Origin of the sequence: Erwinia tracheiphila, assembly GCF_021365465.1 — a bacterium.
In the GTDB taxonomy this organism is placed as follows: domain Bacteria; phylum Pseudomonadota; class Gammaproteobacteria; order Enterobacterales; family Enterobacteriaceae; genus Erwinia; species Erwinia tracheiphila.
Window position 1 is genome coordinate 270,674 of the sequence record NZ_CP089932.1, and the last position, 23,636, is coordinate 294,309.

A 23,636-nucleotide genomic window follows, 5' to 3' on the forward strand; every position below is an offset into this window, starting at 1 on the left:
AATTTAGTGGTGCAGCATCTCTTCGACGATTTGCGCTTTACTCAGTGCCCATGGATAAAACGTTGGCCAGTTGTCCATTTCACCCAGCAAGGCTTGCTGTGACGTGTTGCCAAAAAAGATGTGAAAATGCGCGGACTTACGCGGCGCGATAGTGTGATCGCTAAACTGCACATAAGCAGGTGCTTTTGACTGTTTATCCCGGCATTCGAACAGGTAGCGGACGCCTTTTTTGCCGGAAACATAGGTCAGAATTTTAAAGCCAATGTAGTCATAGTGGCAGGCGCTAACGTTATCGCCGCGGTGGAATTCAATCACGTTGTTTTCGATGCTAATCATATCCACATCGGTTGCATATCCTTTTTTGTAGTACGCCCGGTATTCCTCAAGCGTTTTTTCTCCCTCTTGTGCTTTGTGCTGCAGCACGGTATCCAGATCGCCTCTTAATAAATAGGGATTAAGTGATTGCCAGACACCATCCCAGTCGCTTAACTGACGATCTTTGACGTTGCTGTCGTCGAAAATCCCCTCGCTTTCCTGCCGCTCAATGTCAGAGAGCGGCGCACCGTGGTGGTGTCCTCCGTGTGCAAAGGTGCCTGCACTAACCAGACTGAGGGTGATGCCAAACGCGACAGCCGATACGTTCCTTAACATTTTCTCACCTGTGAAATGATTTGCTAAATTATGAAATGTTATAACATGTCATTTTCATGATATAAAGCATTTCATCAGGCTTATTCGTCGGCAATAAAATTATTCAGACGCGCGATAACTGTCGCAGCAATGGCTGAAAATACACTAAGCTGCCTTTTTTGATCAGAAAAGTGAGCTTGCCATGCTGTATCGCCGCCTTGAGCGGTTTATCAACATTTTTCAGGATGTGCCTGGCAAGTATCCCACCTAATCGTGTCTGGGCTTTTTATGTTTATTATTTGCGTCAGGTGAGGCAAAGTTTCGCTATCTTACTGGTCGTTGGTTTCATTTCGTCGCTGATAGAAGTAGCGCTGTTCCGCTATTTCAGCACCATTAGTGATATGGTAAACAGCACTCCTTCTGACTGTTTTTTAGCGAGCATGCCAGTGATCTGCGCTGGATGGCCGTGGTGGCATTACTTTTGCGTCCGGTTTTTATCGGGCTGCATAATTTGCTGGTTCACCGGGAGATTAACCCCGGTATGACCAGCATGATTCGCTGACAGAATCATAACTATGTCCTGCGGCAAAGCCTGAATTTTTTCTAGAGCGATTTTGCCGGACGCATTGCCCAGCGCATCATGCAAACGGGTAACGCGCTTTGTGATTCAGCGGTACAGGCGGTGGATGCACTGTGGTACGTGCTGATTTACGCCATTACCTCATTAGTGTTGTCTGCTGAAGCGGACTGGCGGCTGATGATCCCGTTACTGTTATGGATCGTCGGATATGTCTTCAGCTTGCGATACTTTGTAACATGCGTAAAATCCCGTTCTGTTGTGCCCTCTGACGCCCGTTCAAAGCTAATGGGTATCATCGTTGATGGTTACACCAACATCACCACCCTCAAATTGTTTGCACACAGCGATCTGGAGCGTGCGTATGCGCGTCAGGCCATCAACGATCAGACCATGAAAACCTGCGAGTAGAGAGGCATGGCCACCAGAATGGATGGTCGTCATTACCACACTTAACGGAATGCTGATTGTGTCAACGACCGGGCTGGTGCTGTGGCTTTGGATGCAATCGCTGATAAGCGTGGGGCCATTGCGCTGGCAACGGGCCTGGTGATCCGCATTGTTAACATGTCCGGCTGGATTATGTGGGTGGTGAATGGCATTTTCGAAAATATCGGCATGGTGCAGGACGGGTTAAAACGATTGCCCAACTGCTGGCGGTCACGGATGAGCCTCATGCCAGCGCATTGCAGGTTCGTCGCGGTGAAATCTGTTATGAACAGGTGAATTTCAACTACGGGCGGGGGCGGCGCGTGATTGACAACCTGCAATTGAGCATCGGCGCGGGTGAGAAAATTGGGCTGATTGGCCCCTCTGGCGCGGGAAAATCCACGCTGGTGAATTTATTGCTGCGTCTGTATGACCTGAATGGCGGACGAATCACCATTGACGCGCAGGACATTGCACACGTAAGACCAGGAGAGTCTGTGTGCACAAATTGGCCTGGTCACCCAGGATATTTTACTGTTACATCGTTCAATTCGTGACAATTTGCTGTATGTCCGTCCCGATGCAACTGAAGGCGAGTTGCAACAGGCGATTCACCGGGCCAGAGCCGATGAGTTTATCCCGATGCTTTCCGATGGTAAAGGCCGACAGGGCCCTGGTGTCCATGTTGGTGAACGAGGCGTGAAGTTGTCAGGCGGGCAGAGACAGCGTATTGCTATCGCCAGGGTGCTGCTAAAAGATGCACCGATCCTGATTATGGATGAGGCAACGTCAGCGCTGGATTCTGAAGTGGAAGCGGCTATTCAGGAGGGTCTTGAAACGTTGATGAATGGTAAGACGGTGATTGCCATTACGCACCGCTTATCGACCATTACCAGAATGGGCTGGCTGGTGGTGTTGCAGCAGGGGGAAAATCGCTGAAATGGGAAAGCATGTGGAGTGACTGGCTAAAGGCAGGCTGTATGCTCGTCTGTGGCGGCATCAGACCGGAGGTTTTGTCGGCGAGGTTTAAACCCCTCGCCGGTAGGGCAAATCGTTCCGCGCGTCTTCAATCCAGGCGCGCACGCTTTCCCGTTCCTGCTGCAAAAAATCCGCTACCGCAGCGTGCAGTCCGGCGTGACGCAGGCAGTGCCATGAGTGCGTCAGCGTGGGTTCAAAACCGCGTATCAGCTTGTGCTCGCCCTGGGCACCAGCATCAAATCGTTGCAGGCGATGGGCAATGGCATAATCTATCCCCTGCCAGAAACAGGTTTCAAAATGTAGTCGGTTAAATTCTGCCAGGCATCCCCAGTAGCGGCCATAAAGTGTCGTGCCGTCCACCAGGCTGAACGCCATCGCGACGGAGAGGCCATTTTGCGAAACCAGCACGACGCGGATGGCTTCAGGCATTTTCTCACTGAGCAGGCTGAAAAACTGCCTTGTCAGATAAGGATACTGACCGCGCACGGCGTAGGTGTTGGCATAACAGGCATAAACAAAATCCCAGTCAGACTCGTGCAGCTGATCGCCAGCAAGCCATTCAAATTCAACACCGCTATCGGCAACCAGTGTGCGTTCTTTACGGATCTGCTTACGTTTACGTGACATCAACGAATCAAGAAAATCCTGGAAGTCCCGATACCCGGGATTCTGCCAGTGATACTGACAGCCAGTGCGGTGAAGCCAGCGGGGATCTTTTGCCAACAACGACGCAGTTTGTGCATCACCGAAGTTGATGTGTCCGCTGCACAACCGATTTTTTTCAAGAAATGTTGGGATATGCTGCAACAGTTTTTCCGCAGCGGATGCATCGCCAAGTAAACGTGCGCCAGTCACCGGACTGAATGGCACTGCGGAAAGCCATTTAGGATAGTAGGGCAGACCAGCACGCTGGCATGCATCTGCCCATGCGTGATCAAAGACATACTCGCCTCTTGAATGGAATTTACGGTATCCGGGCAAAGCTGCACAAATCTTGCCCTCCTCAAGCCAAAGCAGGTGTTCGGGCTGCCAGCCCGTTTCTTCACCCAGGCCGCCGCTTTCTTCGAGGGTGCTGAGAAAAGCGTGACGCAAAAAAGGCCCATCGTCAGGCAAGAGGGCATCCCACCGTGCGGCGGGGATCGCGTTGAGTTGTGTCAGAAAGCTTAATGACATTGATGCGTTCGTCTTCATTGCCTGTTGTTAAAGTGACGTTTTTGCTGGTGAAGATCAATGCTGTGTTCCGCGACAGTTGGTGGCGATGAAGAATGCCTGACTGCCTTATGGGGAAAACTGACGGTATGACCTCGCACACATCTAAGTTGTAACACGCCTGCCGTAAGGCGATTATTTTCGGCGCTATCTGGCAAAGAGTAGCGTAACACGCTGTTTTAGTCTCATTCTGTAACCCGCCTCAGCGCATCGTTAGCGGAGCGCGGAATAATGCCGGATCGCGCCGCTCACGCTACGCGTTTTATAAACGAGGGTGATTACACACATCATATTGAGACCCAACAATGAATCCTGTCTGCCGAAATTATCTGTTTGAACTATTTCAAACCTTTTTATAACATGTATTTAACGAATTTGATAAGTGACGGTATTAGTTGCATATTAGCGTTTCATTGATTAGTGACAACATGCAAAAAATGGATAGTGATTCTGGTTAATAGCGTCACAGGTGGGAGAGAAAACATGAAAGGTGAAATTGTCGATGTCATTATCGACTGGATTGAACAGCATCTGGATGATGGCCTGAATATTGAAGCGGTTGCCGCCCGTTCTGGCTACTCAAAATGGCATCTTCAGCGTGCATTTAAAGAAAAGAAAGGAATAACCCTTGGATCATTCATCCGCTGCCGTCGTATGGATGAGGCCGCGAAGAATCTGGTGAATTCTCGTAAAACTATCATGGCCATTTCAATGGACCTCGGTTTTTCCTCGCAGCAATGTTTTCAGCGCGTGTTTAAAAAACATTTCAACCTTACGCCTAAAGACTATCGTAATCAGTACCGCGAATTACGTTAAACTCATACAGACGGCAATCCCCGTGTTGGGATGTCGCCGGGTTAAATTCCTGTTCTGTTATGCTCCATAATGCAAAATTTAACCTTTCATCAGGTATACTCACTGTCCTGTTAATCTGTTGACTGAATGTTATGGAACGTTTCACTGAAAATCTTATTTATGCCTCGCGCTGGCTGCTGGCTCCAGTTTATCTGGGATTGTCGCTTGGACTGTTTGCGTTAATGATCAAGTTTTTCCAGGAGGCCGTGCATCTGCTGCCAAACGTGCTGACCATGGCGGAGAACGATTTGGTCCTGGTTCTGCTATCAATGATTGACCTGACGCTGGTTGGTGGCCTGCTGGTCATGGTGATGTTTTCTGGCTATGAAAATTTTGTCTCCAGACTGGATATCCCGGAAAAAAGAGAAAAGCTGACCTGGCTTGGAAAAATGGACTCCAGCTCGCTGAAAAATAAAGTCGCTGCATCCATTGTAGCTATCTCTTCCATTCATTTGCTGCGCGTATTTATGGATGCAAAAAATATCCCTGATAACAAATTGATGTGGTATGTGATTATTCACCTCACCTTTGTTTTGTCCGCCTTTGTGATGGGATATCTGGACAGCATGTCTCGCCGCGAAAAATACAATCAGGGTTGATGCTCCGGCTGTTCGGGCAGGGACTGCCCAGCAATGCATTTTCCTGCGTTGCTCGCGGGAAATCGCATAAATAGCGGTACAGAGATCATGCCTGCATGCCGATAAAATTATTGCACGCATTAAATCCGGCCGACTGCCTGTAGTTAACGCAATTGTTGCGGACACCCACCTGCGCCTGAATGCTGTGCACCACGTTTGTGTCATGGTAACGATCACTGAGGTTAGAGATGCCTGATGATTAGTCGTCGTCGGTTAATACTTGGAACCGGCGCTACTTTACTCGCGATATCTTCCGGGAGATTGTTTGCCCGTGAGGATATCATTCCTCTCTGGCAGGATGAGCCGCCGGGAGGGGGGGGGCCGAGCGGAGATCTGCACGTTTCTGCTAACGGCTCCTGGTCAAATATTGTGAGTCCGGCGATTCAGCGGTTTCAGCCCGCAAATTCGAATGGATCGGCCGTGCTGATCGCGGCGGGTGGTGGCTATCGTTGGATCGGAATGGGGGGGGAAGCCTGGCCCGTGGCGCGTTGGTTAAATACGCGTGGTTTTACGGTATACGTGCTGAGTTACCGTCTACCCCGCGAGAAATGGCGGGCAGGGCGACTGGCTCCTTTCCAGGATGCGCAGCGGGCGATAAAACTCGTGCGCGTGAGGGAACGTAATGTGCATCTGTTGGGCTTCTCTGCAGGAGGACATCTGATGGGCATGGTTGCTGCACGTCCGGACTTTGTTACTTATCAACCGCAGGATTCGGTTGATAAGATCAAACCGCTGGTAGAAAGCGTCGCGCTGATTTACCCGGTTATTACGCTAGAGTCACCCTACACCCATACCAATACGCATTTTGAATTGCTGGGATTAAATCCGTCCCCGGCTGATGAGGCAGGCTGGTCGGTAGAGAATTATGTTACACCCAAATTTCCGCCTTTATTTCTCGCACAGGCAGAAGATGATCTTGTTTCTAGTCCCCATAACAGTCAGATCATGCATGACACCTGCCGGAAAATGGGTGTGCCAGTTGAACAGATCAAAATTACCCGTGGTGGGCATGGTTTTGGTCTGGGCAAGGCGGGCAGTCCGGCAGCAATATGGGACGAAGCTTACGCAGTCTGGCTGGATACGCGAAGAAAGAAAGCAGGGACCATCGCATAACACGATGGCCTGGGGTTATTTTCTTAATCTCACCAAATCGACCGCATGGTTAACACTTTTGGTCATGATCAGGTTGGCTCTTTCACGAGTAGGAAGAATATTTTCTCTTAAATTTAATAAGTTAATTTCGTTCCAAAGCTGGCTGGCCATCTGGGCTGCTTCTTCTTCTGGCAAAGTTGCATAGTGATGAAAGTAGGAATCGGGATTGGTGAACGCACTTTGTCGGAATTTGAGGAAGCGATTTATATACCAACGCTGGAGCAACGCCTGTGGCGCATCCACGTAAATGGAAAAATCCACAAAATCAGACACAAAAACATGATGCGGATCGTGTGGATAATCCATACCGCTTTGCAACACGTTCAACCCTTCCAGAATCAGAATATCCGGCTGCTGTACAATTTTGTCACCACCGCTGATGACATCGTAAATCAGGTGTGAATAAACGGGTGCGGTGACTTGTGACGCGCCTGATTTCAGAGCGGAAACAAAATTAACCAGACGGTGCATGTCATAGGACTGCGGAAAACCTTTTTTCTTCATCAGCCCCCGTTCTTTCAACACCTTGTTAGGATGTAGAAAACCGTCGGTGGTGATCAGCTCAACGCGGCGGTGCTCAGGCCAGCTGCTTAACAGAGCCTGTAAAACGCGTGCAGTGGTACTTTTCCCTACGGCGACGCTGCCTGCGATACTGATAATGTAAGGGATTTTTTGACCGCTGGTACCCAGAAATTGTTCCAGCACAGCCTGGCGGCGCAAGTTCGAACTGATGTAGAAATTAAGCAGACGGGACAGCGGCAGATAGATCTCTGCCACTTCTTTAATCGACAAATCTTCGTTTATTCCCTCAAGACGCGCCACTTCTTGTTCACTCAAGGGCATGGGCACGGAATCACGCAGTGCAGCCCACTGTGCGCGGTCAAATTCAAGGTAAGGTGTGGTCACCAGCGGCGCTTTACTCATGTGCATGCTTCTGCCAGCAAGAATTTACCCGTTGTAGCATTAAGGTGTGGGAAGACAACAAAACGCACTCTCCTTGCGCATCAAATCAGGAAAATTTCAGAAAACAATGCGCAGGAGATTACCACCAGAAAGGCCGTAACCAGAAGGAAAAATAAAATCGGTGAACGCAAACGTAACGCCGCCACATTTATTAAAAATTTAGTGGGTCATCGCCCGGATAGCCCGAGCAATGTGCAGTGACCTTATAGTTGCAGATGACCGCCGCGTTTGAATACGCATCCGGGCGACAGAAAAAATCAGTCAATTCCCCAGGCAACCATAGCCCTGAGGGCGGTAAGCTGCTTCAGCTACGCTCCCAGAGGAACTATTGAGATAAATGAGGCCTGAGATTGAATGCTTCCCGACCGACCACAATGATTGGCTTTTCCCCGTATTCAGACACCGTACGCGATCATCAACCCGGGCTTGATAAACTTCAGCGCGATGTCGTCCCGCAGGCTTCATACAGATTGCCATCTGAACGTGGTCGCTAAGTCCTTACTCATGACGGGCAATCAACACTTTACACTCTCCCTTAACCCGCAAGGTTCACAGGCTGTGAAAAAAGATTTCAGCCAATGCCTGAGAGATACGCTGTCGTCCACCCTCGTCGTGAGTGACTACATTTCATCATTATGTCGACGGATCATTTCGGCAAACACACAGAGTGTCCGTATAAACAGGATGATTTTCTTACGGAGTGCCCCACTGATGGCTGCTGGAATGCGAGGTAATAAGATTTGGAACATCATCGGTAGCTTCGTAATTGCATAGTGATGCAAGTGCTGATGGAAAAATACACGATGAATGGTAAAATGGTAAAAGGATTTCAGTGGTGCAAAATTTAAGCTTCAGTGTCAGTCGGCAGGAAAAGACGTTTACTTTTTCCGCCTCAGGTTGTGGGTCGAGAATGCAGTAATAAAGGTTAAGATGGTGATTAATTGAACGTAATACACGGCAGCGAATGGCAACTTGCGGAAAATTGCACAAATAACCGTCATAAAAACATTTATCGCAATTTTTTTGTTGCATCATGCCGCCGCTCTTCCTAGAATGCGCGTCACTTGATGCCGGCTTAGCTCAGTAGGTAGAGCAACTGACTTGTAATCAGTAGGTCACCAGTTCGATTCCGGTAGCCGGCACCATCAAGTACCCCGGGTGGGGTTCCCGAGCGGCCAAAGGGAGCAGACTGTAAATCTGCCGTCATCGACTTCGAAGGTTCGAATCCTTCCCCCACCACCATTTCGACCCGGACTTTAGGGTTGGAAATGCTGATTTTAGACTGAGCACAGTCGGAGTCATCAAGCATATGCGGGTTGACTCGAATAATAAGGGTTACCTCTTGTTATTCACAAGCTACAGACAGAACAGGTAGCCGAGTTCCAGGATGCGGGCATCGTATAATGGCTATTACCTCAGCCTTCCAAGCTGATGATGCGGGTTCGATTCCCGCTGCCCGCTCCAAGCCGTGCTGATATGGCTCAGTTGGTAGAGCGCACCCTTGGTAAGGGTGAGGTCCCCAGTTCGACTCTGGGTATCAGCACCACCTCTACATCTCCCTCCCTGATTCTTCTCTGTACGTTGAAATTCAACAGTTCAGGCAATGCCTGGTTGATGTGGTGATATCACCAATTTATCCGTGTCTTAGAGGGACAAGCGATGTCTAAAGAAAAATTTGAACGTTCCAAACCGCACGTCAACGTTGGTACTATCGGCCACGTTGACCATGGTAAAACTACTCTGACTGCTGCTATCACCACCGTTCTGGCTAAAACCTACGGCGGTTCTGCGCGTGCGTTCGACCAGATCGACAACGCACCAGAAGAAAAAGCACGTGGTATCACCATCAACACCTCTCATGTTGAATATGACACCCCAAGCCGTCACTATGCGCACGTTGACTGCCCTGGTCACGCCGACTATGTGAAAAACATGATCACCGGTGCTGCCCAGATGGACGGTGCAATCCTGGTTGTTGCTGCGACTGATGGCCCAATGCCGCAGACCCGTGAGCACATCCTGCTGGGTCGTCAGGTAGGCGTTCCTTACATCATCGTGTTCCTGAACAAGTGTGACATGGTTGATGATGAAGAACTGCTGGAACTGGTTGAGATGGAAGTGCGTGACCTGCTGTCTCAGTACGAATTCCCGGGCGACGACACCCCAATTGTTCACGGTTCTGCGCTGAAAGCGCTGGAAGGCGACGCTGAGTGGGAAGCAAAAATTATCGAGCTGGCCGGTCACTTGGATACTTACATCCCTGAGCCAGAACGTGCGATTGACAAGCCGTTCCTGCTGCCAATTGAAGACGTGTTCTCCATCTCCGGCCGTGGTACCGTGGTGACCGGTCGTGTTGAGCGCGGTATCGTGAAAGTGGGTGAAGAAGTTGAAATTGTCGGTATCAAAGACACCGTGAAATCAACCTGTACCGGTGTTGAAATGTTCCGTAAGCTGCTGGACGAAGGCCGTGCGGGTGAGAACTGCGGTATCCTGCTGCGCGGTATCAAGCGTGAAGATATCCAGCGTGGACAGGTTCTGGCCAAGCCAGGTTCAATCAAGCCACACACCAAGTTTGAGTCAGAAGTTTATATTCTGTCCAAAGACGAAGGCGGCCGTCACACCCCGTTCTTCAAAGGTTACCGTCCTCAGTTCTACTTCCGTACCACTGACGTGACCGGAACCATCGAGCTGCCAGAAGGCGTTGAGATGGTGATGCCGGGTGACAATATCAAAATGGTTGTGACCCTGATCCACCCAATCGCGATGGACGACGGTCTGCGTTTCGCCATCCGCGAAGGTGGTCGTACTGTGGGTGCGGGCGTTGTTGCTAAAGTTATCGCTTAATCGCTGATAATATTTGACGCGACGCACTTGAAGAGGGCATCATTTGATGCCCTTTTTGCACGCTGTAACATAGAACTTGGCTCATCAGTGATTTCCATCAAATAATCATTGCTGAGGCGGGCTCTGTTGTACGGCGTTGAACCTGACAAGTTTTATGTTGCATAAATAATGGTCACTGGATGATTTCCGGGCGCGGAACCTGGTATGCGAGCGACGAAATTAACAGAACCTGCAGCTTTGCAACCTGAAAGATAAAGGGATATGCCGAGTTTCGCCTGACAGCATCATTCGGTTCGGTTGCTCCCGTTTACGAGGGCAAAATAGTTTCTGGTTTATTGTGGCAGGTTGGTTTATGAGTGCTAATACCGAAGCTCAAGGGAGCGGGCGTGGCCTGGAGGTAATTAAATGGCTGGTTGTTGCGGTGCTGCTGATTGCGGCCATTGTTGGTAACTACTTTTACCGTGATATTACTCTCCCACTGCGTGCGCTTGCTGTGGTTATCCTGATTGCGGCAGCAGGCGGCATTGCGCTCCTGACGGCAAAAGGCAAGTCAACGCTGGCGTTTGCCAGTGAAGCTCGCACTGAAGTTCGTAAAGTCATCTGGCCGACCCGTCAGGAAACGTTGCACACCACGTTAATCGTAGCCGCGGTAACTGCCGTGATGTCACTGATTCTGTGGGGGCTGGATGGTATTCTGGTCCGCCTGGTCTCGTTTATTACTGGCCTGAGGTTCTGAGATGTCTGAAGTTCCAAAGAAGCGCTGGTACGTCGTTCAGGCGTTTTCCGGTTTTGAAGGCCGCGTAGCCCAGTCGCTGCGCGAGCATATCAAGTTACATAACATGGAAGAGCTTTTTGGCGAAGTCATGGTGCCAACCGAAGAAGTGGTTGAGATCCGTGGTGGCCAGCGTCGCAAAAGCGAGCGTAAGTTCTTCCCAGGCTATGTTCTGGTACAGATGGTCATGAACGATTCAAGTTGGCATCTGGTGCGTAGCGTGCCGCGAGTTATGGGTTTCATTGGTGGCACCTCCGATCGCCCGGCACCTGTCAGCGATAAAGAAGTCGATTCGATCATGAACCGCTTGCAGTCTGCCGGTGACAAGCCACGTCCTAAAACACTGTTTGAACCCGGTGAAATGGTGCGCGTTAGCGATGGTCCATTTGCAGATTTCAACGGTGTGGTTGAAGAAGTTGATTACGAGAAAAGCCGCCTGAAAGTGTCCGTTTCCATATTTGGCCGTGCGACGCCGGTGGAGCTGGACTTTGGACAGGTAGAAAAAGGCTGATCGCCTGTTTTTCAAGAGTCATATCACCAGTACTATTGCCCTTTTCTGGAGTGAAGAGCGGTTGCAGAAGGCGCGAAATTGCAATACAATTTCGCGCATTTTGTTTTATGTGCGGTTTCAGCACGTAAAATATTAACCACGGGGAGCTCTTTTCAGAGCGTTTGCACCCAATAGAGGAAATCTCATGGCTAAGAAAGTACAAGCCTACGTTAAGCTGCAGGTTGCAGCTGGTATGGCAAACCCAAGTCCACCGGTTGGTCCAGCTCTGGGTCAGCAGGGTGTTAACATCATGGAATTCTGTAAAGCGTTTAACGCCAAAACAGAATCTCTTGAGAAAGGTCTGCCAACACCGGTTGTTATCACCGTTTATTCTGACCGTTCTTTCACCTTTGTTACCAAGACCCCTCCTGCAGCAGTACTGCTGAAGAAAGCGGCGGGTATTAAGTCTGGTTCAGGCAAGCCTAACAAAGACAAAGTAGGTAAAGTATCTCGTGCTCAGGTACGTGAAATCGCAGAAACCAAAGCTGCGGACATGACTGGTGCTGACATTGAAGCGATGACCCGCTCAATCGAAGGTACTGCTCGTTCCATGGGTCTGGTGGTAGAGGATTAAGAAATGGCTAAACTGACCAAGCGCATGCGCGTGATCCGTGACAAAGTTGATTCAACTAAACAGTATGACATCAACGAAGCTGTTGCTCTGCTGAAAGAACTGGCGACGGCTAAGTTCGTAGAAAGCGTTGACGTGGCGGTAAACCTGGGCATTGATGCACGTAAATCTGACCAGAACGTACGTGGTGCAACCGTACTGCCACATGGTACCGGTCGTTCCGTTCGCGTTGCTGTATTTACTCAGGGTGCAAACGCTGAAGCTGCTAAAGCAGCTGGCGCTGAACTGGTAGGTATGGAAGATCTGGCAGAGCAGATCAAAAAAGGCGAAATGAACTTCGACGTGGTTATCGCATCTCCTGATGCAATGCGCGTTGTTGGCCAGTTAGGCCAGGTTCTGGGTCCACGTGGTCTGATGCCAAACCCGAAAGTGGGTACCGTAACGCCAAATGTTGCTGAAGCCGTTAAGAATGCCAAAGCAGGTCAGGTTCGTTACCGTAACGATAAAAACGGAATCATTCACACCACTATCGGTAAAGTTGATTTCGACGCAGATAAATTGAAAGAAAACCTTGAGTCTTTGCTGGTTGCGCTGAAAAAAGCAAAACCATCTCAGGCAAAGGGCGTGTATATCAAGAAAGTTAGCATCTCCACTACCATGGGTGCTGGTGTTGCCATCGATCAGGCTGGCCTGAGCGCAGCAGCTAACTAATCTGCTTTACCCGGGCGAAAGTTTCGACTAGAATCTTCCGCCCATTGTTCTGTTAACATACAGAACCTCTGATTGGGTTGTTCGTGCTGAGACGAGCCTGCAAAGAATGAATCGCCAGGAGCATAGTTCACTATGTGACTGGTGTGAGCGAAGGCAGCTAACGAAGTAACAGCACAAATGACGACGAATCAGAGGAATTTTCGGTTGGAGCCTGGCCTTATCCAGGCCTCCGTCCAAGACCGCAGGTGTGAAACGAAAAGGTAACACTTAATTTCCTGCGTAGACGGTGACAGAACCTGAAGAATATTTTTATAGTCTTTGCTGGATTCTGCTCACCGTGTTTAGCGCCTGTCTCGGGAAACTGCATTCAGGCGAAGTGAGTTCCGGAGAAATTCATCTCCGGCCAAAATCCAGGAGCAAAAGCTAATGGCATTAAATCTTCAAGACAAACAAGCGATTGTTGCTGAAGTCAGCGAAGTAGCCAAAGGTGCGCTGTCTGCGGTCGTTGCGGATTCTCGTGGCGTCACCGTAGATAAAATGACTGAACTGCGTAAAGCAGGTCGTGAAGCTGGCGTTTACATGCGTGTTGTTCGCAACACCCTGCTGCGCCGCGTCGTTGAAGGAACTCAGTTCGAGATCCTGAAAGACACGTTTGTTGGTCCGACCCTGATTGCATATTCTTTAGAACACCCGGGTGCTGCTGCTCGTTTGTTCAAAGAGTTCGCGAAAGCGAATGCAAAATTTGAGGTCAAAGCTGCGGCCTTTGAAGGTGAGCTGATCAGTGCGGCCAATATTGACCGTCTGGCCACGCTGCCGACTTACGAAGAAGCACTTGCACGTCTGATGTCGACCATGAAAGAAGCCGCTGCAGGCAAACTGGTCCGCACTCTGGCAGCCGTTCGCGACGCCAAAGATGCAGCATAATTGCGCATTTTTGTCTGTTGCATTTGCTAACGTATAAACTATTTCTGATTCACAGGAACAATTGTCATGTCTATCACTAAAGATCAAATTCTGGAAGCAGTAGCGGCTATGTCTGTAATGGACGTTGTTGAGCTGGTTTCAGCTATGGAAGAAAAGTTTGGTGTTTCTGCTGCCGCCGCAGTAGCTGTAGCTGCTGGCCCGGTTGAAGCTGCTGAAGAAAAAACTGAGTTCGACGTTGTACTGAAAGCTATCGGCGCTAACAAAGTTGCCGTGATCAAAGCAGTACGTGGGGCAACTGGTCTGGGCCTGAAAGAAGCCAAAGACCTGGTTGAGTCTGCACCTGCTGCCCTGAAAGAAGGCATCAGCAAAGACGACGCAGAAGCTCTGAAGAAAGCACTGGAAGAAGCTGGCGCAGAAGTTGAAGTTAAGTAAGCCAACCTTTCAGGTTGCAGCTTGATTAATCCGCGAGGGTGACTCAGGCTGATGGCTGGTGACTTCTCGGTCACCAGCCTTTTTGCGCTCTAAAGCATCAATGACGTTTCACACTGTTTAGTTATTGATTTTCTTAATATTTTTTTCTATCGACGACTTAATATACTGCTTTCCTGCATGGACCCTCTGTCCAGACAAAAGCAATGAAATGATTTAAGCGTGATAGACAGAGGTATTACAAAAGGCACACTGTCTTTTGCAAGACACAAAACAGCGTTGCATGAACTGTCCCGCCTGGACGGACAGAAAGGTTCTACTTTTCAGCGAGCTGAGGAACCCAATGGTTTACTCCTATACCGAGAAAAAACGCATTCGTAAGGATTTTGGAAAACGTCCACAAGTTCTGGACATTCCATATCTGCTTTCTATCCAGCTTGACTCGTTCCAGAAATTCATCGAGCAAGATCCGGAAGGTCAATACGGTCTGGAAGCGGCATTCCGTTCCGTGTTTCCAATTCAAAGCTACAGCGGCAATTCTGAGCTGCAATATGTCAGCTACCGTTTAGGCGAACCTGTATTTGATGTGAAAGAGTGTCAGATTCGTGGCGTCACGTTCTCTGCTCCTCTGCGTGTAAAATTGCGCCTGGTGATCTACGAGCGCGAAGCGCCGGAAGGCACCGTTAAAGACATTAAAGAACAAGAAGTCTACATGGGTGAAATTCCACTTATGACGGACAACGGTACTTTCGTCATCAACGGTACAGAACGCGTTATCGTTTCCCAGCTGCATCGTAGCCCCGGTGTTTTCTTTGATAGCGATAAGGGTAAAACCCACTCATCGGGTAAAGTGCTGTATAACGCACGCATTATCCCCTACCGTGGTTCCTGGCTGGACTTTGAGTTCGATCCAAAAGATAACCTGTTTGTCCGTATTGACCGTCGCCGCAAGCTGCCTGCGACCATCATCCTGCGCGCGCTGAACTACACCACTGAGCAGATCCTTGACCTGTTCTTTGACAAAATCGTGTATGAAATTCGCGACAACAAGCTGCAGATGGAGCTGGTGCCTGAGCGCCTGCGTGGTGAGACCGCCTCTTTTGATATCGAGTCCAATGGAACGGTATACGTAGAAAAAGGCCGTCGCATTACTGCACGTCACATTCGTCAGCTGGAAAAAGATGGTGTTGAGCACATCGAAGTACCGGTTGAATACATCGCGGGTAAAGTCGTCGCTAAAGACTACATCGACGAAAATACCGGCGAGCTGATCGTTGCCGCTAACATGGATCTGTCGCTGGACCTGCTGGCGAAACTCAGCCAGTCCGGCCACAAGCGTATTGAAACGCTGTTCACCAACGATCTGGACCACGGTCCGTATATTTCTGAAACCGTTCGCGTCGATCCAACCAGTGACCGCCTGAGCGCGCTGGTTGAGATCTACCGCATGATGCGCCCTGGCGAACCGCCAACGCGTGAAGCGGCTGAAAACCTGTTCGAAAACCTGTTCTTCTCTGAAGACCGCTACGATCTGTCTGCGGTTGGTCGTATGAAGTTCAACCGTTCCCTGCTGCGCGACGAGATCGAAGGTTCCGGTATCCTGAGCAAAGACGACATCATTGATGTGATGAAAAAGCTCATCGGTATCCGTAACGGCATTGGCGAAGTGGATGATATTGACCACCTCGGCAACCGTCGTATCCGTTCCGTCGGCGAGATGGCTGAAAACCAGTTCCGCGTAGGTCTGGTTCGTGTTGAGCGCGCGGTGAAAGAGCGTCTGTCCCTGGGCGACCTGGACACTCTGATGCCTCAGGATATGATCAACGCCAAGCCAATCTCTGCCGCAGTGAAAGAGTTCTTTGGTTCCAGCCAGCTGTCACAGTTTATGGACCAGAACAACCCACTGTCTGAGATTACGCACAAGCGTCGTATCTTTGCACTTGGTCCGGGCGGTCTGACGCGTGAGCGTGCAGGCTTTGAAGTTCGAGACGTTCACCCGACTCACTACGGTCGCGTGTGCCCAATCGAAACCCCTGAAGGTCCAAACATCGGTCTGATCAACTCCCTGTCCGTGTACGCACAGACCAACGAGTACGGTTTCCTGGAAACCCCATACCGCCGCGTTCGCGACGGCGTGGTGACCGACGAAATTCATTACCTCTCTGCCATTGAAGAGGGTAACTACGTTATCGCTCAGGCGAACACCAACCTCGACGACGAAGGTCACTTCGTGGACGATCTGGTGACCTGCCGCAGCAAAGGCGAATCAAGTCTGTTTAGCCGAGATCAGGTTGACTACATGGACGTTTCCACCCAGCAGGTGGTTTCCGTCGGGGCAAGCCTGATCCCGTTCCTGGAACACGATGACGCCAACCGCGCATTGATGGGTGCAAACATGCAACGTCAGGCGGTTCCAACGCTGCGTGCTGATAAGCCGCTGGTTGGTACCGGTATGGAACGCGCGGTAGCGGTTGACTCCGGTGTGACCGCCGTCGCGAAACGTGGTGGTACCATTCAGTACGTTGATGCATCCCGTATCGTTATCAAAGTTAACGAAGACGAAATGTACCCGGGCGAAGCCGGTATCGACATCTATAACCTGACCAAATACACCCGTTCCAACCAGAACACCTGTATCAACCAGATGCCATGTGTCAACCTGGGGGAGCCAGTTGAACGTGATGATGTGCTGGCTGATGGTCCTTCTACGGATCTCGGCGAACTGGCACTGGGTCAGAACATGCGCGTCGCGTTCATGCCGTGGAACGGCTACAACTTCGAAGACTCCATTCTCGTCTCCGAGCGAGTGGTACAGGAAGATCGTTTCACCACTATCCACATCCAGGAACTGGCGTGTGTGTCTCGTGACACCAAGTTGGGGCCGGAAGAGATCACTGCTGACATCCCGAACGTGGGTGAAGCTGCGCTCTCTAAACTGGATGAATCCGGTATCGTGTATATCGGCGCGGAAGTGACCGGTGGCGACATTCTGGTGGGTAAGGTAACGCCGAAAGGTGAAACCCAGCTGACCCCAGAAGAGAAGCTGCTGCGTGCGATCTTCGGTGAGAAAGCGTCTGATGTTAAAGACTCTTCTCTGCGCGTGCCAAATGGCGTGTCTGGTACCGTTATTGATGTGCAGGTCTTTACCCGCGATGGCGTGGAAAAAGACAAGCGCGCGCTGGAAATCGAAGAGATGCAGCTCAAGCAGGCGAAAAAAGACCTGTCTGAAGAATTGCAAATCCTCGAAGCGGGCCTGTTCAGCCGTATTCACTACCTGCTGGTTTCCGGCGGCGTGGAAGCGGAAAAACTGGATAATCTGCCACGCGAGCGCTGGCTGGAACTCGGTCTGACCGACGAAGAGAAGCAAAATCAGCTGGAGCAGCTGGCAGAGCAGTACGACGAGCTGAAGCATGAGTTTGAGAAAAAACTTGATGCGAAACGCCGCAAAATCACCCAGGGCGATGACCTGGCACCGGGCGTGCTGAAAATCGTAAAAGTGTATCTGGCCGTTAAACGTCAGATCCAGCCGGGTGACAAAATGGCAGGTCGTCACGGTAACAAGGGTGTTATCTCTAAGATCAACCCGATCGAAGACATGCCTTATGATGAAAACGGCACGCCGGTAGACATCGTACTGAACCCGCTGGGCGTACCTTCACGTATGAACATTGGTCAGATTCTGGAAACCCACCTGGGTATGGCAGCGAAAGGCATTGGCGAGAAAATCAACACGATGCTTAAGCAGCAGGAAGAAGTGGCCAAACTGCGTGAGTTCATCCAGCGCGCCTACGATCTGGGCACTGACGTGCGTCAGAAAGTTGACCTGTCTACTTTCTCTGATGAAGAAGTCCTGCGTCTGGCAGAAAACCTGAAGAAAGGGATGCCGATTGCCACGCCAGTGTTCGACGGCGCGAAAGAAAGCGAAATCAAAGAGCTGCTGCAGCTCGGCGGCCTGCCTTCTTCCGGTCAGATCACTCTGTTCGATGGTCGCACCGGCGAACAGTTCGAGCGTCAGGTTACCGTGGGCTACATGTACATGCTGAAACTCAACCACTTAGTGGATGATAAAATGCATGCACGTTCTACCGGTTCCTACAGCCTGGTGACTCAGCAGCCGCTGGGTGGTAAGGCGCAGTTCGGTGGACAGCGTTTTGGTGAGATGGAAGTGTGGGCGCTGGAAGCATACGGTGCCGCTTATACCCTGCAGGAAATGCTGACCGTGAAGTCTGATGACGTGAACGGCCGTACCAAGATGTATAAAAACATCGTTGACGGCAACCATCAGATGGAACCAGGCATGCCGGAATCCTTCAACGTACTGTTGAAAGAGATCCGCTCGCTGGGTATTAACATCGAGCTGGAAGACGAGTAAGCACTCGCATTTGTACTGGTTACAGCACGCTCTTCCGGGCGTGCTGAGAAGTCTCACTCCGACGGGAGCTAATCCGTGAAAGACTTACTTAAGTTTCTGAAAGCGCAAACTAAAACCGAAGAGTTTGATGCGATCAAAATTGCGCTGGCTTCGCCAGACATGATCCGTTCCTGGTCTTTTGGTGAAGTTAAAAAGCCGGAAACCATTAACTACCGTACGTTCAAACCAGAACGTGACGGGCTTTTCTGCGCCCGTATTTTCGGGCCGGTTAAAGACTACGAGTGCCTGTGCGGCAAGTACAAGCGCCTGAAACACCGTGGTGTGATCTGTGAGAAGTGTGGCGTTGAAGTGACACAGACCAAAGTCCGCCGTGAGCGTATGGGCCACATTGAGCTGGCTTCTCCAACTGCGCACATCTGGTTCCTGAAATCGCTGCCATCGCGCATCGGTTTACTACTGGATATGCCACTGCGTGATATCGAACGTGTTCTGTACTTCGAATCTTATGTGGTTGTTGAAGGCGGCATGACCAACCTCGAAAAGCGCCAGATCCTGACTGAAGAGCAGTATCTTGACGCGCTGGAAGAGTTTGGTGATGAGTTCGACGCGAAAATGGGGGCGGAAGCGATTCAGTCCCTGTTGAAAAACATGGATCTGGAGCAGGAGTGCGAGCAGCTGCGTGAAGAGCTGAACGAGACTAACTCCGAAACCAAGCGTAAAAAGCTGACCAAGCGTATCAAACTGCTGGAAGCGTTCGTGCAGTCTGGTAACAAGCCAGAGTGGATGATCCTGACCGTGCTGCCTGTGCTGCCGCCGGACCTGCGTCCGCTGGTTCCGCTGGACGGTGGTCGTTTCGCTACGTCGGATCTGAACGATCTGTATCGTCGCGTGATTAACCGTAACAACCGTCTGAAGCGCTTGCTGGATCTGGCAGCGCCGGACATCATCGTGCGTAACGAAAAACGTATGCTGCAGGAAGCGGTTGATGCCCTGCTGGATAACGGTCGTCGTGGTCGTGCGATCACCGGTTCTAACAAGCGTCCTCTGAAATCTTTGGCCGATATGATCAAAGGTAAGCAGGGCCGTTTCCGTCAGAACCTGCTGGGTAAACGTGTCGACTACTCCGGGCGTTCCGTTATCACCGTAGGTCCATACCTCAGATTGCACCAGTGCGGCCTGCCGAAGAAAATGGCGCTGGAGTTGTTCAAACCGTTCATTTACGGCAAGCTGGAACTGCGTGGCCTTGCAACCACCATTAAAGCCGCCAAGAAAATGGTTGAGCGTGAAGAAGCGGTGGTCTGGGATATTCTTGACGAAGTAATCCGCGAACACCCGGTGCTGCTGAACCGTGCGCCTACGCTGCACCGTCTGGGTATCCAGGCCTTTGAGCCTGTGCTGATCGAAGGTAAAGCTATTCAGCTGCACCCGCTGGTTTGTGCGGCTTATAACGCCGACTTCGATGGTGACCAGATGGCTGTTCACGTACCGCTGACGCTGGAAGCCCAGCTGGAAGCGCGTGCGCTGATGATGTCTACCAACAACATCCTGTCACCAGCCAACGGTGAGCCAATTATCGTTCCGTCTCAGGACGTTGTACTGGGTCTGTATTACATGACCCGCGACTGTGTTAACGCCAAAGGCGAAGGCATGGTGCTGACCGGTCCGAAAGAAGCGGAACGCGTTTACCGTGCGGGTCTGGCTTCTCTGCATGCCCGCGTTAAGGTACGTATCATCGAGCACGAGAAAAACGATCGCGGTGAATGGACCGCGATAACCAGCCTCGTGGATACCACCATTGGCCGCGCTATCCTGTGGATGATCGTGCCAAAAGGCCTGCCTTTCTCCATCGTCAACCAGGCGCTGGGTAAGAAAGCCATCTCTAAAATGCTGAACACCTGTTACCGCATTCTGGGCCTGAAACCAACGGTTATCTTTGCTGACCAGACCATGTACACCGGCTTTGCCTATGCGGCTCGCTCTGGTGCGTCTGTTGGTATCGACGACATGGTTATCCCGGAGAAGAAAGTGGAAATCATCACCGAAGCGGAAGCGGAAGTGGCTGAGATTCAGGAGCAGTTCCAGTCTGGTCTGGTAACAGCCGGCGAACGCTATAACAAAGTCATCGATATCTGGGCCGCCGCTAACGAACGCGTTGCGAAAGCGATGATGGAAAACCTGTCGACTGAAACCGTGATTAACCGCGATGGTGAAGAAGAGCGTCAGGTTTCCTTCAACAGCATCTTCATGATGGCCGACTCTGGTGCGCGTGGTTCTGCTGCACAGATTCGTCAGCTGGCCGGTATGCGTGGTCTGATGGCCAAGCCTGATGGCTCCATCATCGAAACGCCGATCACCGCGAACTTCCGTGAAGGTCTGAACGTACTCCAGTACTTCATCTCCACGCACGGTGCTCGTAAAGGTCTGGCGGATACCGCACTGAAAACTGCGAACTCCGGTTATCTGACTCGTCGTCTGGTTGACGTGGCACAGGATCTGGTGGTGACCGAAGACGATTGTGGTACCCACGAAGGTATCATGATGACTCCGGTTATCGAGGGTGGTGATGTTAAAGAACCACTGCGCGAGCGTGTTCTGGGTCGTGTGACCGCGGAAGACGTGCTGAAGCCAGGTACTGCTGACATTCTGCTGCCGCGTAACACGCTGCTGCACGAACACCAGTGTGACCTGTTGGAAGAGCATTCAGTCGACAGCCTGAAGGTGCGTTCCGTGGTAAGTTGCGAAACTGACTTCGGCGTGTGCGCCCACTGTTATGGACGCGATCTGGCACGTGGACACATCATCAACAAAGGTGAGGCCATCGGCGTTATCGCAGCACAGTCCATCGGTGAGCCGGGTACACAGCTGACGATGCGTACCTTCCACATCGGCGGTGCGGCATCGCGTGCGGCTGCTGAATCCAGCATTCAGGTCAAGAATAAAGGTACGCTGAAGCTGATCAACGCCAAGTCGGTCACCAACTCTGCTGGTAAACTGATCATCACTTCACGTAACGTTGAACTGAAAATGATAGACGAATTTGGCCGTACCAAAGAGAGCTATAAAGTTCCTTACGGTGCAGCCATGGCGAAAGGTGACGGCGAGCAGGTTGCCGCGGGCGAGACCGTAGCAAACTGGGATCCGCATACCATGCCGGTTATCACCGAAGTGAGCGGTTTCGTTCGCTTCACCGACATGATCGACGGCCAGACCATTACCCGCCAGACGGATGACCTGACCGGTCTGTCTTCTCTGGTGATTCTGGACAGTGCGGAACGTACTGCCGGTGGTAAAGACCTGCGCCCTGCGCTGAAAATCGTTGATGCTAACGGAAACGATGTGCTGATCCCAGGTACCGATATGCCTGCGCAGTACTTCCTGCCGGGTAAAGCGATTGTGCAGCTGGAAGATGGTATCAAGATCAGCTCGGGTGACACCTTGGCGCGTGTACCGCAGGAATCTGGCGGTACCAAGGACATCACCGGTGGTCTGCCACGCGTTGCTGATCTGTTCGAAGCCCGTCGTCCGAAAGAGCCGGCAATCCTGGCTGAAATCAGCGGCATCATCTCCTTCGGTAAAGAGACCAAAGGGAAGCGTCGTCTGGTTATCACCCCGGTGGACGGCAGCGATCCGTACGAAGAGATGATTCCGAAATGGCGTCAGCTGAACGTGTTCGAAGGTGAGCGCGTGGAGCGTGGTGACGTGGTTTCCGATGGCCCAGAGTCACCACATGACATTCTGCGTCTTCGTGGCGTACACGCGGTGACCCGTTACATCACTAACGAAGTGCAGGAAGTTTACCGTCTGCAGGGTGTTAAGATTAACGATAAGCACATCGAAGTTATCGTTCGTCAGATGCTGCGTAAAGCAACCATCGAAAACGCAGGCAGTTCCGACTTCCTGGATGGTGAGCAGGTTGAAGTGTCACGCGTTAAGATCTCTAACCGTGAGCTGGAAGCCAATGGCAAAATCGCGGCAACTTACATGCGCGATCTGCTGGGGATCACCAAAGCGTCTCTGGCAACCGAGTCCTTCATCTCTGCAGCATCGTTCCAGGAAACCACGCGTGTCCTGACCGAAGCAGCCGTTGCGGGCAAACGCGACGAACTGCGCGGCCTGAAAGAGAACGTCATCGTGGGCCGTCTGATCCCAGCTGGTACAGGTTACGCTTATCACCAGGATCGTATGCGCCGCAAGGCAGCTGGCGAAGTGCCAGTGGTGCCTCAGGTGACCGCAGACGAAGCGTCTGCCAGTCTGGCAGAACTGCTGAATGCTGGTCTTGGTGGCAACGACGATTAATCATCGTTGGCACAATGTAAAAAACCGCTCTTCGGGGCGGTTAATGAGATGGTCCCCACCCCCCTGTGAGCGCTACGCTGACAGGGGGTTTTTCTTTCTGGGGAAGGCCATCATGCAAAACGTTACGTGTATTGGTATCCGTTCTCGGCAAGCATTCCTTCCACATTCACTGCCAGGATAAATCAGGCAAGGCATTACTACGTAAAAAGGTTGCCCGTACCAAACTTATTGAGTTTCTGGCTGGCTGCACATCGGCTACCGTTGTGATGGAAGCCAGCGCCGGCGCCCATTTTATGGCTCGCCGGCTCGCTGATTTAGTCCATGAAGCAAAATTGATTTCTCCGCAGTTCGTCCGCCCTTTTGTTAAGAGCAACAGGAACGATTTTGTCGATGCGAAAGCCATATGCGAAGCAGAACCCCGTCCCTCAATGCGATTTGTGCAACCACGAACTGAAGCCCGGCAGGCCATGCGGGCACTTCACCGCGTCAGGGAATCGCTTCTCAGAGATAAAGTCAAAACAACCAATAAGATGCATGCTTTTTTACTGGAATTTGGCAGCAGTATTCCCAATCGGAGCCGCAGTGATAAAACAGCTTTCAACCGTCCTTGCAGAGAATGAACTTCCACACTATCTGGCACAGTTGCTGATGCGCTTACATGCTCATTATCTTTACCTTGTCGAACAGATCACCGGGCCTGAAACGGCATTGCGCGGTAGACACGCTGTCGGTTAAT

At 51.1% G+C, this 23,636-nt stretch carries 15 protein-coding genes, 4 tRNA genes and 2 pseudogenes; 18 read left to right on the forward strand and 3 right to left on the reverse strand.

Annotated elements, in window-relative coordinates; translation table 11 throughout:
- Positions 1 to 3: 3 nt before the first annotated feature.
- On the reverse strand, positions 4 to 651 hold the full coding sequence (zinT, locus tag LU633_RS01320; protein ID WP_016191430.1) for a metal-binding protein ZinT: 648 nt from the start codon (positions 649 to 651) through the stop codon (positions 4 to 6).
- A 181-nt stretch (positions 652 to 832) separates the two neighbouring features.
- Here zinT and LU633_RS01325 point away from each other — a divergent pair.
- Positions 833 to 2,666: pseudogene (locus tag LU633_RS01325) on the forward strand (ABC transporter ATP-binding protein).
- Here the strand turns inward: LU633_RS01325 and LU633_RS01330 are convergent.
- Positions 2,663 to 3,787 carry a GNAT family N-acetyltransferase gene (locus tag LU633_RS01330; RefSeq protein ID WP_016191429.1) on the reverse strand — a complete coding sequence of 375 codons (1,125 nt, stop codon included), beginning with the start codon at positions 3,785 to 3,787 and terminating at the stop codon, positions 2,663 to 2,665. The pseudogene LU633_RS01325 and the gene LU633_RS01330 overlap by 4 nt on opposite strands.
- Positions 3,788 to 4,306: 519 nt before the next feature.
- Between LU633_RS01330 and LU633_RS01335 the strand changes: the two genes are divergently transcribed.
- The 3 genes from LU633_RS01335 (at position 4,307) to LU633_RS01345 (ending at position 6,429) form a co-directional block, all read left to right on the forward strand.
- Positions 4,307 to 4,639, forward strand: a complete 333-nt coding sequence (locus LU633_RS01335; protein WP_016191428.1) for a helix-turn-helix domain-containing protein — start codon at positions 4,307 to 4,309, stop codon at positions 4,637 to 4,639.
- A gap of 131 nt (positions 4,640 to 4,770) precedes the next feature.
- The gene (locus LU633_RS01340) at positions 4,771 to 5,277 is read left to right on the forward strand and encodes a TIGR00645 family protein (RefSeq protein ID WP_016191427.1); all 507 of its coding nucleotides are present in this window, start codon (positions 4,771 to 4,773) and stop codon (positions 5,275 to 5,277) included.
- 234 nt (positions 5,278 to 5,511) lie between these two features.
- Positions 5,512 to 6,429, forward strand: a complete 918-nt coding sequence (locus LU633_RS01345; RefSeq protein WP_046372129.1) for an alpha/beta hydrolase — start codon at positions 5,512 to 5,514, stop codon at positions 6,427 to 6,429.
- A gap of 15 nt (positions 6,430 to 6,444) precedes the next feature.
- Here LU633_RS01345 and coaA read toward each other — a convergent pair whose 3' ends face one another.
- Positions 6,445 to 7,398 carry a type I pantothenate kinase gene (gene coaA, locus LU633_RS01350; RefSeq protein WP_407646980.1) on the reverse strand — a complete coding sequence of 318 codons (954 nt, stop codon included), beginning with the start codon at positions 7,396 to 7,398 and terminating at the stop codon, positions 6,445 to 6,447.
- A 1,102-nt stretch (positions 7,399 to 8,500) separates the two neighbouring features.
- Between coaA and LU633_RS01355 the strand changes: the two genes are divergently transcribed.
- The 14 genes and pseudogenes from LU633_RS01355 to LU633_RS01420 all read left to right on the forward strand — a co-directional run.
- Positions 8,501 to 8,576, forward strand: a tRNA-Thr gene (locus LU633_RS01355).
- Between the two features lie 12 nt (positions 8,577 to 8,588).
- Positions 8,589 to 8,673 (forward strand) — tRNA-Tyr (locus tag LU633_RS01360).
- Positions 8,674 to 8,820: 147 nt separating this feature from the next.
- Positions 8,821 to 8,895, forward strand: a tRNA-Gly gene (locus tag LU633_RS01365).
- Positions 8,896 to 8,901: 6 nt separating this feature from the next.
- Positions 8,902 to 8,977, forward strand: a tRNA-Thr gene (locus LU633_RS01370).
- A gap of 113 nt (positions 8,978 to 9,090) precedes the next feature.
- Positions 9,091 to 10,275: an elongation factor Tu gene (gene tuf / locus LU633_RS01375; RefSeq protein WP_016191423.1), complete on the forward strand. Its 1,185-nt coding sequence runs from the start codon at positions 9,091 to 9,093 to the stop codon at positions 10,273 to 10,275.
- Positions 10,276 to 10,627: 352 nt separating this feature from the next.
- Positions 10,628 to 11,011, forward strand: coding sequence for a preprotein translocase subunit SecE (secE, locus tag LU633_RS01380; protein WP_016191422.1), 384 nt, complete (start codon positions 10,628 to 10,630; stop codon positions 11,009 to 11,011).
- Position 11,012: 1 nt separating this feature from the next.
- Complete coding sequence (nusG, locus tag LU633_RS01385) at positions 11,013 to 11,558, forward strand: transcription termination/antitermination protein NusG (protein WP_016191421.1); 546 nt, start codon at positions 11,013 to 11,015, stop codon at positions 11,556 to 11,558.
- Positions 11,559 to 11,742: 184 nt separating this feature from the next.
- Positions 11,743 to 12,171, forward strand: coding sequence for a 50S ribosomal protein L11 (gene rplK / locus LU633_RS01390; protein WP_012439921.1), 429 nt, complete (start codon positions 11,743 to 11,745; stop codon positions 12,169 to 12,171).
- Positions 12,172 to 12,174: 3 nt separating this feature from the next.
- The gene (gene rplA, locus LU633_RS01395; RefSeq protein ID WP_016191420.1) at positions 12,175 to 12,879 is read left to right on the forward strand and encodes a 50S ribosomal protein L1; all 705 of its coding nucleotides are present in this window, start codon (positions 12,175 to 12,177) and stop codon (positions 12,877 to 12,879) included.
- A 426-nt stretch (positions 12,880 to 13,305) separates the two neighbouring features.
- The gene (gene rplJ, locus LU633_RS01400; RefSeq protein WP_016191419.1) at positions 13,306 to 13,803 is read left to right on the forward strand and encodes a 50S ribosomal protein L10; all 498 of its coding nucleotides are present in this window, start codon (positions 13,306 to 13,308) and stop codon (positions 13,801 to 13,803) included.
- A 66-nt stretch (positions 13,804 to 13,869) separates the two neighbouring features.
- Positions 13,870 to 14,235 (forward strand): 50S ribosomal protein L7/L12, encoded by a 366-nt coding sequence (gene rplL, locus LU633_RS01405; protein WP_016191418.1) that lies wholly within the window; start codon positions 13,870 to 13,872, stop codon positions 14,233 to 14,235.
- Positions 14,236 to 14,575: 340 nt separating this feature from the next.
- Positions 14,576 to 18,604: a DNA-directed RNA polymerase subunit beta gene (rpoB, locus tag LU633_RS01410; RefSeq protein ID WP_233485079.1), complete on the forward strand. Its 4,029-nt coding sequence runs from the start codon at positions 14,576 to 14,578 to the stop codon at positions 18,602 to 18,604.
- A gap of 75 nt (positions 18,605 to 18,679) precedes the next feature.
- On the forward strand, positions 18,680 to 22,900 hold the full coding sequence (rpoC, locus tag LU633_RS01415) for a DNA-directed RNA polymerase subunit beta' (protein ID WP_016191416.1): 4,221 nt from the start codon (positions 18,680 to 18,682) through the stop codon (positions 22,898 to 22,900).
- A 112-nt stretch (positions 22,901 to 23,012) separates the two neighbouring features.
- Positions 23,013 to 23,611: pseudogene (locus LU633_RS01420) on the forward strand (IS110 family RNA-guided transposase); the annotation flags it as partial.
- Between the last annotated feature and the right edge of the window lie 25 nt (positions 23,612 to 23,636).

What these genes read in the sequence shown, in the direction of transcription:
- LU633_RS01345 (WP_046372129.1), top strand. Translation starts at nt 5,512, where the DNA reads ATGATTAGTCGTCGTCGGTTAATACTTGGAACCGGCGCTACTTTACTC.
- LU633_RS01330 (WP_016191429.1), bottom strand. Translation starts at nt 3,787, where the DNA reads ATGTCATTAAGCTTTCTGACACAACTCAACGCGATCCCCGCCGCACGG.
- rplA (WP_016191420.1), top strand. Translation starts at nt 12,175, where the DNA reads ATGGCTAAACTGACCAAGCGCATGCGCGTGATCCGTGACAAAGTTGAT.
- LU633_RS01340 (WP_016191427.1), top strand. Translation starts at nt 4,771, where the DNA reads ATGGAACGTTTCACTGAAAATCTTATTTATGCCTCGCGCTGGCTGCTG.
- coaA (WP_407646980.1), bottom strand. Translation starts at nt 7,398, where the DNA reads ATGCACATGAGTAAAGCGCCGCTGGTGACCACACCTTACCTTGAATTT.
- rplK (WP_012439921.1), top strand. Translation starts at nt 11,743, where the DNA reads ATGGCTAAGAAAGTACAAGCCTACGTTAAGCTGCAGGTTGCAGCTGGT.
- secE (WP_016191422.1), top strand. Translation starts at nt 10,628, where the DNA reads ATGAGTGCTAATACCGAAGCTCAAGGGAGCGGGCGTGGCCTGGAGGTA.
- zinT (WP_016191430.1), bottom strand. Translation starts at nt 651, where the DNA reads ATGTTAAGGAACGTATCGGCTGTCGCGTTTGGCATCACCCTCAGTCTG.
- rplJ (WP_016191419.1), top strand. Translation starts at nt 13,306, where the DNA reads ATGGCATTAAATCTTCAAGACAAACAAGCGATTGTTGCTGAAGTCAGC.
- LU633_RS01335 (WP_016191428.1), top strand. Translation starts at nt 4,307, where the DNA reads ATGAAAGGTGAAATTGTCGATGTCATTATCGACTGGATTGAACAGCAT.
- nusG (WP_016191421.1), top strand. Translation starts at nt 11,013, where the DNA reads ATGTCTGAAGTTCCAAAGAAGCGCTGGTACGTCGTTCAGGCGTTTTCC.
- rpoB (WP_233485079.1), top strand. Translation starts at nt 14,576, where the DNA reads ATGGTTTACTCCTATACCGAGAAAAAACGCATTCGTAAGGATTTTGGA.
- rplL (WP_016191418.1), top strand. Translation starts at nt 13,870, where the DNA reads ATGTCTATCACTAAAGATCAAATTCTGGAAGCAGTAGCGGCTATGTCT.
- tuf (WP_016191423.1), top strand. Translation starts at nt 9,091, where the DNA reads ATGTCTAAAGAAAAATTTGAACGTTCCAAACCGCACGTCAACGTTGGT.